Source organism: Microbacterium alkaliflavum (genome assembly GCF_044325405.1).
In the GTDB taxonomy this organism is placed as follows: Bacteria; Actinomycetota; Actinomycetes; order Actinomycetales; family Microbacteriaceae; genus Microbacterium; species Microbacterium alkaliflavum.
The window spans coordinates 564,232-578,039 of record NZ_JBIQWL010000003.1 but is presented as its reverse complement, the minus strand read 5'-3'; the positions used below and the strand labels follow the sequence as shown (position 1 = coordinate 578,039).

Annotated in this window: 13 protein-coding genes; 3 read left to right on the top strand and 10 right to left on the bottom strand. The window is 71.9% G+C overall.

Annotation, left to right across the window (positions count from 1 at the left end):
• Positions 1–65 precede the first annotated feature (65 nt).
• Complete coding sequence (gene infC, locus ACH3VR_RS11730) at positions 66–689, bottom strand: translation initiation factor IF-3 (protein ID WP_397556517.1); 624 nt, start codon at positions 687–689, stop codon at positions 66–68.
• 273 nt (positions 690–962) lie between these two features.
• Here infC and ACH3VR_RS11725 point away from each other — a divergent pair, with 273 nt between their 5' ends.
• Positions 963–1,367, top strand: coding sequence for a DUF1844 domain-containing protein (locus ACH3VR_RS11725; RefSeq protein ID WP_397556472.1), 405 nt, complete (start codon positions 963–965; stop codon positions 1,365–1,367).
• Positions 1,368–1,405: 38 nt separating this feature from the next.
• On the opposite strand, the gene ACH3VR_RS11720 is transcribed toward ACH3VR_RS11725, so the two are convergent.
• The 7 genes from ACH3VR_RS11720 to ACH3VR_RS11690 form a co-directional block, all read right to left on the bottom strand.
• Positions 1,406–2,896, bottom strand: coding sequence for a pyridoxal phosphate-dependent decarboxylase family protein (locus tag ACH3VR_RS11720; protein WP_397556471.1), 1,491 nt, complete (start codon positions 2,894–2,896; stop codon positions 1,406–1,408).
• Positions 2,897–3,176: 280 nt separating this feature from the next.
• Positions 3,177–3,959: an SseB family protein gene (locus ACH3VR_RS11715; protein WP_397556470.1), complete on the bottom strand. Its 783-nt coding sequence runs from the start codon at positions 3,957–3,959 to the stop codon at positions 3,177–3,179.
• Positions 3,943–4,689 (bottom strand): bifunctional 1-(5-phosphoribosyl)-5-((5-phosphoribosylamino)methylideneamino)imidazole-4-carboxamide isomerase/phosphoribosylanthranilate isomerase PriA, encoded by a 747-nt coding sequence (priA, locus tag ACH3VR_RS11710; protein ID WP_397556469.1) that lies wholly within the window; start codon positions 4,687–4,689, stop codon positions 3,943–3,945. Before priA ends, ACH3VR_RS11715 begins: the two co-directional genes overlap by 17 nt.
• 54 nt (positions 4,690–4,743) lie before the next feature.
• On the bottom strand, positions 4,744–5,394 hold the full coding sequence (gene hisH, locus ACH3VR_RS11705; protein ID WP_397556468.1) for an imidazole glycerol phosphate synthase subunit HisH: 651 nt from the start codon (positions 5,392–5,394) through the stop codon (positions 4,744–4,746).
• Complete coding sequence (gene hisB / locus ACH3VR_RS11700; protein ID WP_397556467.1) at positions 5,391–5,993, bottom strand: imidazoleglycerol-phosphate dehydratase HisB; 603 nt, start codon at positions 5,991–5,993, stop codon at positions 5,391–5,393. Before hisB ends, hisH begins: the two co-directional genes overlap by 4 nt.
• Positions 5,990–7,084 (bottom strand): histidinol-phosphate transaminase, encoded by a 1,095-nt coding sequence (locus ACH3VR_RS11695; protein WP_397556466.1) that lies wholly within the window; start codon positions 7,082–7,084, stop codon positions 5,990–5,992. The genes hisB and ACH3VR_RS11695 overlap by 4 nt, the downstream gene beginning before the upstream one ends.
• A 34-nt stretch (positions 7,085–7,118) precedes the next feature.
• Positions 7,119–7,496: a LysM peptidoglycan-binding domain-containing protein gene (locus tag ACH3VR_RS11690; protein ID WP_397556465.1), complete on the bottom strand. Its 378-nt coding sequence runs from the start codon at positions 7,494–7,496 to the stop codon at positions 7,119–7,121.
• 259 nt (positions 7,497–7,755) lie between these two features.
• On the opposite strand from ACH3VR_RS11690, the gene lexA reads away from it, so the two are divergent.
• Positions 7,756–8,436: a transcriptional repressor LexA gene (lexA, locus tag ACH3VR_RS11685; RefSeq protein ID WP_397556464.1), complete on the top strand. Its 681-nt coding sequence runs from the start codon at positions 7,756–7,758 to the stop codon at positions 8,434–8,436.
• Positions 8,437–8,582: 146 nt separating this feature from the next.
• Entirely contained in the window at positions 8,583–10,265 is a 1,683-nt protein-coding gene (locus ACH3VR_RS11680) for a hypothetical protein (RefSeq protein WP_397556463.1), read from the top strand.
• On the opposite strand, the gene metE is transcribed toward ACH3VR_RS11680, so the two are convergent.
• Together metE and ACH3VR_RS11670 are read right to left on the bottom strand one after the other, a co-directional pair.
• Positions 10,262–12,586, bottom strand: a complete 2,325-nt coding sequence (metE, locus tag ACH3VR_RS11675) for a 5-methyltetrahydropteroyltriglutamate--homocysteine S-methyltransferase (protein WP_397556462.1) — start codon at positions 12,584–12,586, stop codon at positions 10,262–10,264. The genes ACH3VR_RS11680 and metE overlap by 4 nt on opposite strands.
• Complete coding sequence (locus tag ACH3VR_RS11670) at positions 12,583–13,542, bottom strand: methylenetetrahydrofolate reductase (protein WP_397556461.1); 960 nt, start codon at positions 13,540–13,542, stop codon at positions 12,583–12,585. The genes metE and ACH3VR_RS11670 overlap by 4 nt, the downstream gene beginning before the upstream one ends.
• Positions 13,543–13,808: the final 266 nt, after the last annotated feature.

Below are 13,808 nucleotides of genomic sequence, written 5' to 3'. Positions count from 1 at the left end.
TCCTTCGTTGTGTATCCCGCCCAGGCGGGAGCCGGTGTCCCGCCGGAGCGGGGGTCTGTGGGGCCTTACTCGGCGGCTTCCGCCGCTTCAGGCTCGACCGAGGGTGCGCCGGTGCGGGCGGAGCGAGCCGCCTCCTTGTTGGCGGCGCGCTGAGCGTTCTGCTCGGTCTTCACCTCGGACTTGTTCTTGTGCGGTGCGATCACCATGACCATGTTTCGGCCGTCGATCGTGGGGTTCGACTCGACGGTGCCGAACTCGGCGACGTCCTCCGCGAACTTGCGGAGCAGACGAACACCCTGCTCGGGACGCGACTGCTCACGACCGCGGAACAGGATCATGGCCTTGACCTTGTCACCCGACTGGAGGAAGCCCTCGGCACGCTTGAGCTTGGTCTGGTAGTCGTGCGCCTCGATCTTCAGACGGAAGCGGACCTCCTTGAGGACCGTGTTCGCCTGGTTGCGACGGGCTTCCTTGGCCTTCTGTGCGGCCTCGTACTTGAACTTCCCGTAGTCCATGATCTTGACGACGGGAGGCTTCGAGTTGGGTGCGACCTCGACCAGGTCGAGATCGGCCTCCTGAGCCAGACGCTGCGCAACCTCGATGCGGACGACGCCGACCTGCTCGCCGTTCGGACCGACGAGTCGGACCTCGGGCACGCGGATGCGCTCATTGGTGCGGGGATCGCTGATGTGCGGAACTCCTCTTCGTGCGGATGACGGCCACCACGACACGATGCTGCGTCGTGGGCGGAAGAGACTCACGCCACCCGCACGACGCCAGAGCGCCGGCTTGTGCACCCTTTCCCGCCGACGCTTCGCATCGCGGGCTACCCCGACCGCAAGCGGACGGGGCGGAGTGCGTGACCCGGTAGCCTGGAGCGGCAAGCGCGGGTGGGATGTGATCCTCTTTCGGTCCGGAGCAGAACACTCCGGAGCCCGGCATAGCTTACCAGAGAGAGTGGCGTGGACACGATTCGAGGCGACGAGGGCCTTCCCGAGACGGATGCCGAGCGGCTGGCCCGCTGGGAGGAACAGGAGCAGGCGGCAGCCGGCGCGACGCGCGACATCGCCGACGTGCCGGCTGTCGAGGTCATCACGACGACCGCGGTGCACCTCATGAGCGCCGCGGCGGTCAAGGTCGGGCTCGCCGACGATCCCGCGAACCAGACCGACCTCGACGAGGCGCGCAAGCTCATCAACGCCCTCGCGGGGCTCATCACGGCCGGCGCGCCCGAGATCAGCGACATGCACGCGCGATCGCTCCGCGACGGCCTGCGCTCGCTCCAGCTCGCGTTCCGCGAGGCCTCCGTCATCCCCGACCCGATCGGCAAGGGGCCCGGCGAGAAGTGGACCGGACCGGTCAACTGAGCATGCTGTCGGTCAGCTGATCGCGGCCGCCGCCGGCGTCAGCTGATTCCGAGCGCTGTCGCGCCGCGTGCGACGGCGTCGACTGTGCGGCGTACCGCCTCGGCATCCGTTCCGCGGTTGCTGACCGCGAACCGCACCACGGTGCGGTCCTGCCATCGCGACGACGATGCCCATACGGTGCCCTCCGCGCGGAGCCACTCCCCCAGCGCCGCCGTCTGGTCGTCGGTCGGCGCCGCGAGGCACACCTGCGTGAAGACGACGTCGTTGAGGACGCTCAGTCCTGCGATGCCGCGGAATCCGTCGGCGAGGCCGGTCGCGGCATCCGCGAGCCCGTCGACGAGAGCCGCGACTCCCCGCCGTCCCAGAGAGCGCAGCGCGGCCCACACCGGCACTCCGCGCGCGCGACGCGACATCTCGGGGACGTGGTCGAAGGGGTCGGGCACGCCGTCGACGGACGGCAGGTAAGCCGCGCGCGCACCGAGCGCCGCCCTCATCGCGGCTTCGTCCCGGACGATCGCGACGCCGCAGTCGTAGGGGACGTTCAGGGTCTTGTGCGCGTCGGTCGCCCAGGAGTCCGCGTCGGCGAGACCCGCGACGAGCTCCTGGAAGCGCGGACTCGCGGCCGCCCACAGCCCGAACGCGCCGTCGACGTGCACCCACGCGCCGGCGAGGTGCGCGACCTCGACCGCCGCGGCGAAGTCGTCGAACGCGCCGGAGTGCACATCGCCGGCCTGGAGGACCACGATCGCCGGCCGGTCGCCGTGCTCGTGCAGCGCGCGGGCGAGCCCCGCGACGTCGATGCGCCCCTGGTCGTCAGCGCCGACCGTGTGCGGCACGCCGAGCCCCGCCATCCGTCCCGCCAGCACGACGGAGGCGTGCACGGCATCCCCCGCGAGCAGTCGCACGGGCGGCGCCTGCTGCAGTCCGAGAGCCGGGTCGGCGCCGCGCTCGCGGACGACGGCGTCCCGCGCCGCGAGGAGGCATGCCAGGTTGGCGCTGGTCGCGCCGGTCGCGAAGCCGACGCCGCTCTCGCGCGGAAGGCTCAGGAGATCGAGGAGCCAGTGCCCGGCCGTCTCCTCGAGCGCGGAGGTCGCCGGCGTCGGCTGGCGCGGCCCCGTGTTCTGATCCCACGCGGAGACGAGCCAGTCGGCCGCGAGCGCCGCGGGGTACGCGCCGCCGATCACGAGGCCGTAGAACCGCGGAGAGCCCATCGCCATCAGGCCCGGCTCTGCTGCCGCGACGAGCTCGTCGACGACTGCGGTCGCGTCGCACCCTTCGTCGGGAAGGACCTGGTCCAGTCGGTCGAGCATGGCGTCGGCGTCGATCTCGGGGCGCACAGGCCGCTCGTCGAGCGACTCGAGCCACGCCACGGCATGCCGATGTGCGAGATGGAGCGGGCGGCGGTACTCGCCGTCGTGCGCATGGCCCGGGTCGTGGGGCTCACCGGGCGCGTGCCCGGCGTCGTGGGACTCGGCCTCATGCCGCGCCCAGTCGTGCGTCGTGTTGTGCTCCCGCGTGTCGTCGCTCATCCGCGCGCCTCCCCGGCCCCGTCGCCGTGCCGATCATCCGCCCTCGCGCGGGACGGTCGCAAGAGGCGGTGGGTCGCGGCGGACTGCTCGGTTGCGGCGAATGGCGCTCGGCATCGCCAATCGGCGCAAGCGAACGGGATGCCGAGACCTTCGGTTGCGGCGAATGGCGCTCGGCATCGCCAATCGGCGCAAGCGAACGGGGTGCCGAGACCTCCGGTTGCGGCGAATGGCGGTCGACCTCGCGAACCGGCGCGAGTGAGCGGCCGGGCGGTCGCGCGGGTCAGCGGGCGCGGATGAGCTTGACCGTGAGCGAGTCGACGAGCACGGCGATGCGGTCGTCGGAGGCCCAGCGCTTGGCGAGCCGCCCGAGGACGGCGTCGAGCTCGGTCTGGTCGAGGCCGGGCATGAGCTCGAGCCGCACGACGAGCTCGGGTCCGCGCAGGCGGCCGGTCGGGTCGCCCGGCGCGACGGCGAGGTCGAGCACGGCCAGTTCGCCGCCGACGCTCGCCTGAAGGCCCGCGAAGACCTCGGGTGACGCGAAACTCGGCTCCCACGGCTGACCCTGCGCGATCGCCCACACGGCGGGGCGGCGCAGCACGAACTCCGTCTCGGAGCCCGGGTCGACGACGATGAGATCGGTGTCGTCGTCGGCGGCCGCCAGAGCCGTGCGGACGCCGTCGGCGGGCACCGGCCGCGCTGCGGCATCCCATCTCGTCATCGCCTGCACCGAGGTGAACACGGGCAGCACCTTCCGGCCGTCGGGCGCGGCGACCGTGACGATCGAGAGCTCCTGCGTCTTGTCGACCACGAGCCCGTGCGCGCCGATGCCGTGGTCGCCCTTCTCGGCGACGAGCGGGATCAGCAGGCGCGCCGACCGGTAGGCGTCGACGATCGCGACCTGGTCGCCCGTGCCCTCGCGGAACGCGAGGAGCGCCGCGAGCAGGCGCGGGTCGGCGGAGCCGTCGTCGCTCGAGTGCGGGTTCGCCTCGAAGCGTCGACCTTCCCAGGGAACGCCGGCGGAGTCGGCGCCGTGGTGGTGCGCAGCGTCAGCCCCGGGCGACATCCAGCGCCTCGGCGAGCGTGAACGCACCCGCGTACAGGGCCTTGCCGACGATCGCGCCCTCGACGCCGAGCGGCACGAGGTCGCGGAGCGCCGCGATGTCGTCGAGGCTCGAGATGCCGCCCGACGCGACGACGGGCTTCGGCGTGCGCGAGGTCACTTCGCGCAGGAGGTCGAGGTTCGGACCGCGCAGCGTGCCGTCCTTCGTGACGTCGGTCACGACGTAGCGGCTGCAGCCGGCTGCTTCGAGGCGGTCGAGGACGGTCCACAGATCGCCGCCCTCGCGGGTCCAGCCGCGAGCCGCAAGGGTCGTGCCGCGCACGTCGAGACCGACGGCGATGACATCGCCGTAGCGGCCGATGACGTCGGCCGCCCACTCGGGGTTCTCGAGCGCCGCCGTGCCGAGGTTGATGCGCGCGGCGCCGGACTCGAGCGCGGCCTCGAGGGTCGCGTCGTCGCGGATGCCGCCGGACAGCTCCACCTGCACGCCGCGCACCTGCTTGATGACCTTGCGCAGGATCGGGGCGTTCGTGCCGCGGCCGAAGGCGGCGTCGAGGTCGACGAGGTGCACCCACTCGGCACCCTGCTTGGCCCATTCGACGGCGGCCTCGACGGGATCGCCGTAGCTCGTCTCCGAGCCGGCCTCGCCCTGCGTCAAGCGCACGGCCTTGCCGTCGGCGACGTCGACCGCGGGGAGAAGGGTGAGTTCAGGACGGGAGGCGAAATCGGTCATGGATCCTCGAAGCGCATCGCGGCCGCGGGACGGTTCCCGCACAAAGGCACGAGTTCAGAGGGTAGCCGTGCCCAGCCCGCCGATCCAATTGGACAGCAGCCGGATGCCGGCCTGCCCCGATTTCTCGGGGTGGAATTGGGTCGCCGACAGCGGTCCGTTCTCGACGGCCGCGAGGAACGGCGACGAGCCGTAGCCGCACCACGTGAGCGTCGGCTGCGGGAACGGCGGCTGCACGTCGAGGTGCCACTTCTGCGCCCCGAACGAATGCACGAAGTAGAAGCGCTCGCCCTCGATGCCGGCGAACAGGCGGCTCCCCTCGCCGACCTCGACGGTGTTCCACCCCATGTGCGGGAGGACGGGCGCGTCGAGCTCGGTCACGGTGCCCGGCCACTCGCCGAGCCCCTCGGTGTCGACCCCGCGCTCGACGCCCCGCTCAAAGAGCACCTGCATGCCGACGCAGATGCCCAGGACGGGGCGACCGCCGGCGAGACGGCGGCCGATGAGCTCGTCGCCGCGGCTCGCCGTCAGCGACTCCATCACGGCGCGGAAGGCGCCGACGCCGGGCACGACGAGGCCGTCGGCCTCGAGCACGAGCCGCCGGTCCTTGGTCAGGCGCGCATCGGCGCCCGCCGCATCGAGCGCCTTGACGGCGGAGTGGACGTTGCCCGACCCGTAGTCGAGCACGGCGACGACGGGTCGCGTCACAGCGCACCCTTCGTGCTGGGGATGCCGTCGACGTGCGGGTCGAGCGCCTTGGCCTGGCGGAACGCGCGGGCGAACGCCTTGTACTCGGCCTCCGCGATGTGGTGAGGGTCTCGACCCTCGAGCACGCGCACGTGCACCGTCAGGCCGGCGTTGAACGTGATCGCCTCGAAGGTGTGACGCACGAGCGAGCCAGTGAAGTGGCCACCGATGAGGTGGAACTCGAACCCCGCGGGCTCGCCGGTGTGCACGAGGTACGGCCTGCCGGAGATGTCGACGACCGCCTGCGCGAGAGCCTCGTCGAGGGGCACGAGGGCGTCGCCGTACCGCGAGATGCCCGACTTGTCGCCCAGGGCCTGGCGGATCGCCTGGCCGAGCACGATCGCGACGTCTTCCGCCGTGTGGTGCGCGTCGATGTCGGTGTCGCCGGAGGCCCGCACCGTGAGGTCGGTGAGCGAGTGCTTCGCGAATGCCGTCAGGAGGTGGTCGAAGAACGGCACCGTCGTGTCGATGTGGCTGCGGCCGGTGCCGTCGAGGTCGAGTTCGAGCTCGACCGTGGACTCGCTCGTCGCACGGCGGAGCGTCGCGGTGCGCGTCGTCATGAGGCCGATTCTATCGAGGCGAGGGCGTCGAGGAACGCGGTCGTCTCCTCCTCGGTGCCCGCCGAGACGCGCAGGTGATGCGGGATGCCGACGTCGCGGATGAGCACTCCGCGGTCGTAGAGCGCCTGCCACGTCTCGGCCGGGTCGGCGACCCCCCCGAAGAGCACGAAGTTGGTCCACGACTCGTGCGGCTCGTAGCCGAGCGCGTCGAGCGTCGCCGAGATGCGGTCGCGCTGCGCGACGATCTCGTCGACCATGCGCAGCATCGTGGGGGCGTGGCGCAGGGCCGCGACGGCCGCCGCCTGCGTGAGGGCGCTCAGGTGGTACGGGAGGCGCACGAGCCGGAGCGCGTCGATGACGGTGGGGTCGGCGGCGAGATAGCCCACGCGCGCGCCCGCGAACGCGAAGGCCTTGCTCATGGTGCGCGAGACCACCAGCCGCTCACGACCGGGCAGGAGCGTCAGAGCCGAGCGCTCCTCGCGCGGCGCGAACTCGAAGTAGGCCTCGTCGACGACGACGATGCCGTCGGTCGCGTCGTAGACGGCCTCGACGACGTCGAGGCCCATCGGGGTGCCCGTCGGGTTGTTGGGCGCGCAGAGGAACACGACGTCGGGCGCGGCATCGGCGACCTGCGCCGCGGCGCTCTCCGCGCTGACGCTGAAATCGTGGGCGCGCTCACCGGCGATCCAGGTCGCGCCCGTGGCGCGCGTGAGCAGCGGATACATCGAGTACGTCGGCGCGAAGCCGAAGCTCGTGCGGCCGGGACCGGCGAAGGCCTGCAGCACGTGCTGCAGCACTTCGTTCGAGCCGTTGGCTGCCCAGATCTGGTCGCGGGTGAGGCCGTGGCCGAGGTAGTCGGCGAAGCCTTCGCGCAGCGGAGTGAACTCGCGGTCGGGGTAGCGGTTGACGTCGCGCAGCGCGAGTGCGATGGAATCGAGGATGTCGTCCGCGACCTCCTGCGGAACGGGATGCGTGTTCTCGTTGACGTTGAGGGCGACGGGCAGCGGCGCCTGCGGCGCGCCATAGGGCGTCAGGCCGCGGAGGTCGTCGCGAAGGGGGAGCTGATCCAGGCGGACGGTCACCTCTCCCATCGTAGAGCGCGTGGGATCGGCGGTCTGCCTGCCCTCAGCGCCCCTGCGCGTACTCCAGGGGGATAGCGAGACGCTGACCCGCCGACACCGCGACCCCGTCGAGCGCATTGAGGCGCACGATCGCGTCGACGACGTCACGCGGGTCTGCCTGGGGCGCGACTTCCTGTGCGATCGACCACAGCGACTCGCCCGCCGTGACCGTCATCGTCTGGAACGACCCCGCGGGCGACCCGGCGTCGCGCGACGCCAGTGCGGAGGAGCCGCCCACGACGAGGGCGACCCCCAGCGCGACGATCGCCGGCAGCGCGGCGAGGAACGCGACGACGCGACGCCCGCGCGTCGTGAGACGAAGGCGCGTCGGGGCGGCGGTGGTGCTCGGGAAAGCGGTGCTCGTGATGCCGATCGCGGTCATGGCGTCCTCCTGGAGGGAAGAGGTTCGCATCCGCCGCTCGGCCGGGAGAGGCAGATGCGAACCTTCATTCCGAAGTTATCTTCGATAGAATGAGGTGTCAAGCGTCGAATCGGACTCCGGACCCTCGAACGCGACACGCGGGCAGTGGTGCTGCGGATCGCCTCGCCGACCGGATACCGTTTCGACAGAGACACCCCACCACGGGCCTCCGACATTCGAAGACGCTGCCCATCCGGAGCGCCAGACAGGAGCTGCGACGATGACCGACGCGAGCGGCCGCGACAAGCCTCAGACCCGCCGGCGCAAGAGCCTGAGCGACAAGCAACTCGCGATCCTGGAGGTGATCCAGCGCTCCATCGCGCGCCACGGCTACCCGCCGAGCATGCGCGAGATCGGCGACGCCGTCGGCCTCAAGTCGCTCTCGAGCGTCACGCACCAGCTCAACCAGCTCGAGCTGAGCGGCTATCTGCGGCGCGACGCCGGCAAGACACGCGCCATGGAGGTGCTCATCGACCTCCCGGGTGTCGCCGCCGAGAATCCGGCCGACACCGCGCCGTCCGTCGGCGACGCGGCACTCGTGCCGCTCGTCGGCCGCATCGCCGCGGGAGTGCCGATCACCGCCGACCAGCAGATCGAAGAGATCTTCCCCCTTCCCCGCCAGCTCGTCGGCAAGGGCGACCTGTTCATGCTCAAGATCGTGGGCGAGTCCATGATCGATGCGGCGATCTGCGACGGCGACTGGGTCGTGGTGCGCTCGCAGGCGACGGCCGAGAACGGAGACATCGTCGCGGCCATGCTCGAGGGCGAGGCGACCGTCAAGGCGTTCCGCCAGCGCGACGGCCATACCTGGCTCCTCCCGCGCAACTCCGCCTTCGAGCCGATCCTCGGCGACGACGCGGTGGTGCTCGGCAAGGTCGTGGCGGTCCTGCGCGCCGTCTGACAGCCTCCGCGGCGGAGGCATCCCGCCCCTCTGTCCCGGCCTCGCCCACGCAGGACGAGGCCGGACGCGTATCCATGGCCAACGTGGGCACCGGCGGGCACAATGGCCCCAGGGCGCCGGGGGTGGCGCCGAGGAAAGGTGGGGACATGGCCACGTCCGAGATCGACGATCTCCGCGCTGAAGTCGAGCGCCTGCGCACGGAGAACGAGAACCTGCGCGTCACGGCGCCTGTCGAGCCCGCCCCCGCGGCTCCTCGCCGCAAGGGCACGTGGCGCGCGTGGGTCTCCGCACTCGTGATCGTCATCGCGGCGATCCTCGTGCCGGTGTCGATCGTCAGCGCCTGGGCGCGCGTGCAGCTCGTGGACGAAGAGGCATTCGTCAACACCCTCGCTCCGCTCGCGAGCGACCCCGCCGTGCAGCAGATGATCGTCGACGAGACGATGGACGCCATCCAGGCGCAGGTCGACTTCAAGCAGCTCACTTCCAACGTCTTCGACGGCATCTCCGATCTGGGCCTCGGCCCGCGCGCCAAGCAGGCGCTCGACCTGCTCAAGGCGCCCGCGGCCGACGGTCTGCAGAACCTCGTCAACACGACGGTGACCCGTGTCGTGCAGTCGGACGCCTTCGCCGACGTGTGGGCCACGACGACGCGCGCCGCGCACCGCGCGCTGACCGCGGCGGCCACGTCCGACGGCAACGGCGTCGTCGTCATGACGGACCAGGGGGTCGGCATCCAGCTCGGCGCCATCGTCGACCGCGTGAAGCAGAACCTCGTCGACCGGGGGGTCGGCGTCGCGTCGATGATCCCGACGATCGACAAGGTCGTCATCATCGGCACGGGCTCCGCCCTCGTCACGATCCGCACGACCTACGCGATCGCATCGACCCTCGGCTGGTGGCTGCCGATCATCACCCTCGCGCTGTTCGGCCTCGGCATCCTGATCGCCCGCCGACGCAGCGTCGCGATCGTCGGCACCGGCATCGGCTTCGCCCTCGGCGGCGGCGCGCTCGCGCTCGGGTTCGCCGTCGGCTATCCGCTCATCGGACAGGCGGGCGCGCAGCTCGACCTGTCGGTCGCGGCGCTCGACGTCATCTACGGCCAGCTGATCGAGTCGATGCGCCAGACGGCGGCGATCATCGCCCTGCTCGGTGTCTTCATCGCGGTGCTCGGCTGGTTCATGGGCGGCTCGTCGCCCGCCGTCCGCTCGCGCGGTGTCGTGCGCAGCATGAACTCGTCCGCCCGCCGCTCGCTCGCGGCACGGGGCCTGAACACGGGCGGGTTCGGTCTGTGGCTGGCGCGCTCCCGCGTGCTGATCCGCGTCGTCATTGCGATCCTCGCGGTGCTCTGGCTCTACGCCCTGCGGCCGCTGTCGGCCGGTGACGTGCTCCTCGTCATCGTCGTCGCCTTCGCCGTCGCCTGGGTGCTCGAGCTGCTCCAGAAGCGCCCCGAGGAGCTGATCACTCCGACCGAGGCCGAGGTGGCGACGGGCGCCGCGATCGACGCGGAACTCGCCGCTGCCGATGCCGAGGCGGCCGCCGCCGATGCGCAGGCCTCAGCCGCAGCCCTCGCCGTGTGGACGGAGACGACCGCCGACGACACCGGGGCGGACGCCGACGACACCGCGCCGAGCGTCGATGACCCGAAGGCCGCGCCCGAGCCCGAACCCGAGCCCGAACCTGAACCTGAGCCCGCGCCCGAGGCCGAGCCCGAGGCCGAGGCCGAGGCCGAGCCCGAGGCCGAGGCCGAGACGGAGGATGCCCCGGCGGCGACCTCCGAGGAGGGCGCCGCCGAGGCATCCGGGTCTACGAAGACCAAGCCCCGTCGCTAGACCGCGACGCCCACACCCTGCCGCACGAGACGCGTCGCCTCGACGAGATTCTGGAGCGAGGCGACCGTCTCGGGGTAGGCGCGGGTCTTGAGCCCGCAGTCCGGGTTGACCCACACCTGTCGCAGCGGCAGCTCGTCGACGGCGCGGCGCAGGAGGTCGGCGATCTCGGCGACCGACGGCACGCGCGGCGAGTGGATGTCGTACACGCCGGGCCCGATGCCGTGCGTGAAGCCCGACGTCGCGATGTCCGAGATGACCTCGCCGCGGCTGCGGGCCGCCTCGATCGAGGTGACGTCGGCGTCGAGCGCCGCGATGGCGTCGATGACGACCGCGAACTCCGAGTAGCAGAGGTGCGTGTGCACCTGCGTCTCCGGCTGCGCACCCGCGGTCGCGAGGCGGAACGAGTCGACCGACCATTCGAGGTAGGCGGGCTGGTCGCCCTGCTTCAGCGGCAGCAGCTCACGCAGGGCCGGCTCGTCGACCTGGACGATGCCGATGCCGGCCGCCTCGAGGTCGGCGATCTCGTCGCGCAGTGCGAGCGCCACCTGGTTCGCCGTCTCGCCGAGGGGCTGATCGTCGCGCACGAACGACCACGCGAGGATCGTGACGGGACCCGTCAGCATTCCCTTGACCGGCCGGTCGGACAGCGACTGCGCGAACTGCGACCACGTCACCGTGATGGGGGCGGGGCGTGACACGTCGCCCCACAGGATCGACGGGCGCGTCGCGCGCGATCCGTACGACTGCACCCAGCCGTTGCGCGTCACGGCGAATCCGCCGAGGTTCTCGGCGAAATACTGCACCATGTCGTTGCGCTCGGGCTCGCCGTGCACGAGCACGTCGAGTCCCAGTTCCTCCTGCAGCCCGACGACGGCGGCGATCTCGAGGCGCAGCAGCTCCTCGTACTCGGCGGTCGACAGCTCGCCGCGGTCGTGCTGCGCGCGGAACCGGCGGATGTCGCCCGTCTGCGGGAAGGATCCGATCGTCGTGGTCGGCAGCACCGGCAGGTCGAGGGCGGCCTCCTGCGCAGCGAGACGGATCTCGTGGTCGTCGCGCGTGAAGTCGGCGGCGCCCAGCTGCGCCGCGCGGCCCCGCACGGCGCCGTCGCGCACGCCGGGTGCGCCGAGACGGTCGGCGAGGGCGAGGGATGCGGCAGCCATGTCGGCGTCGATCGCCGCGCGTCCTTCGGCGAGGCCGCGCGCGAGCGTCGCGACCTGCGCGACCTTCTGGTCGGCGAAGGCGAGCCACGACACGAGGCGGGTGTCCAGCTCGGGGTCGAGGGCGACGTCGTGCGGGACGTGCTGCAGCGACGTCGAGGTGCCGACGCTCACGCCGCCGGCGAGAGCCGCGAGCTCGCCGAGCTTCGCCCAGGCGGCTTCGAGGTCGCCGCGCCAGATGTTGCGGCCGTCGACGACACCGCCGACGAGCGTCTTGCCCGCGAGTCCGGGCGCGGCCGCCGGCACCGCGCCGCGTGTGAGGTCGAGCGAGAGCGCCTCGACGGGGGCGGCGGCGAGCGCGCGCCACGCAGCGGGGGTCAGCTGGGCGTACGGGGCCGCGACGAGGATCGCGGGACGGTCCGCGGCGGCGCCGAGCACGCCGTAGGCACGCGTCGCAGCAGCGGCGAGTTCGGCGGCATCCACCGGCAGGCTCTCGCTCACGAGCGCGGGCTCGTCGAGCTGCACCCATTCCGCCCCCGCCGTGCGGAGCGAAGCGAGCAGCTCGACGTACGCGGGGAGAAGGTCGTCGAGGCGGTCGAGCGGCGAGAAGCCCGCAGGAGCCGCGTCGGACGCCTTCGAGAGCGCGAGCAGCGTGACGGGCCCGACGACGACGGGACGCGTGACGTAGCCATCGGCGCGCGCCTCGGCGACCTGGCGCGCGAAGCGGTCGGTCGACAGCGCGAAGACGGTCTCGGGTCCGATCTCGGGCACGAGGTAGTGATAGTTCGTGTCGAACCACTTCGTGAGCTCGAGCGGGGCGAGTTCGCCCGCGCCTCGCGCGGCCGTGAAGTACGCCGCGAGGCCAATCGAGCCGTCGGCGTCGCGCAGGTGCGCGAACCGCTCGGGCAGAGCGCCGACGGCGACGGCGGCGTCGAGCACCTGGTCGTAGTACGAGAACGACTCGGGGATCGACGAGTCGTCACGCCCCAGCCCGAGGCCGGCGAGCCGCTCGCGCGTCGCGCTGCGCAGCCCTGCCGTCGTCGCCTCGAGGTCGGCCTGGCCGAGCGCCCCGGCCCAGTGGGCCTCGACGGCGCGCTTGAGCTCGCGGGCGCGCCCGATGCGCGGGTAGCCCAGGATCGTTCCGGTGGGGAAGGAAGTGGTCATCGTGCGACCTCCAGTTCGTAGGGGGTGAGGGCTCCCGCTTCGTGGAGCACCTCGAGGACGGTTTCGTGGTGATTGAACGCGTAGAGATGGATGCCGGGCGCTCCGCCGTCGACGACCTCGCGCACCAGCGTCGCGGCGTGATCGACGCCGACGGCGCGCTGACCCTCGGCGGTCGGCTCCGCCTCGAGCCGGGCGGCAAGGTCGGCGGGAAGCTTCTCGCCGGTCAGCTCGAGCACGCGGTGCAGACGCGCCGAGGAGACGATCGGCATGATCCCCGGCAGGATCGGGATGACGACCCCGGCCGCGCGCGACTCCTCCACGAACCCGAGGTAGTCGTCGGCGTGGAAGAAGAGCTGCGTGATCGCCGAGGTGGCGCCCGCCGCCTGCTTCGCGAGCAGCGCGTCGATGTGCTCGAGCGGGTGCCGCGACCGTGGATGCCCGTTCGGGAATGCGGCGACCGCGACCTCGGCGCGCGGACGCTCCGCGATGCGCGCGGCGACCGGCACGCCCGGGATCGACGCCTCCGTGAACGGCGTGCACTCGGCCTGGGCGCGGTGGATCAGCTGCACGAGCTGCGCGGCCGTCTCGAGGTCGCCGAGGAACTCGTCATCCTCGCTCGACCCCGCCGGCGGGTCGCCGCGCAGCGCGAGGAAGCTCGTGATGCCGGCGTCGAGGAACTCGCGGATGAGCCGCGCCGCACCCTCGTACGTGGTGCCGACGCACGTGAGGTGCGCGAGCGGCTGCACGTCGGTCGTGTCGAGGATGTGGCGGACGAGCTCGAGCGAACGACCGCCGGTCGACCCGCCGGCTCCGTACGTGACGGAGATGAAGCGGGGTCCGGCCGCGGCGAGGTGGCGGATCGTCTCGTGCAGGGCGGCGGTCGCGGCGTCGGTGCGCGGCGGGTAGAGCTCGAACGAGAACGGCACCTGATCGGTGGACGTCGGGTATGCGGGCATGAGCTGCACTTCGGTAGAGGGACGAGGAGGCCGGTCGGCCGCGGCCCGCGCATCCCCCCGAGGAGGGGCGCGGTGTCATCGCGGGCGGGTGCCGGGCTCGGCTGTCGCTCCACCGCCCGGGGGTCAGCCGGGCGACGATTCGACCACGGTAGAGCACTCGGCGGGCGCCAGGCGAGCAGTGTGACGATGTGTGTCGAGGTCGATTGCCGCAAAGGCATATCTCCATAGGGATGCCGAACGACACGGGAACGGGGCGTACGGTGGAC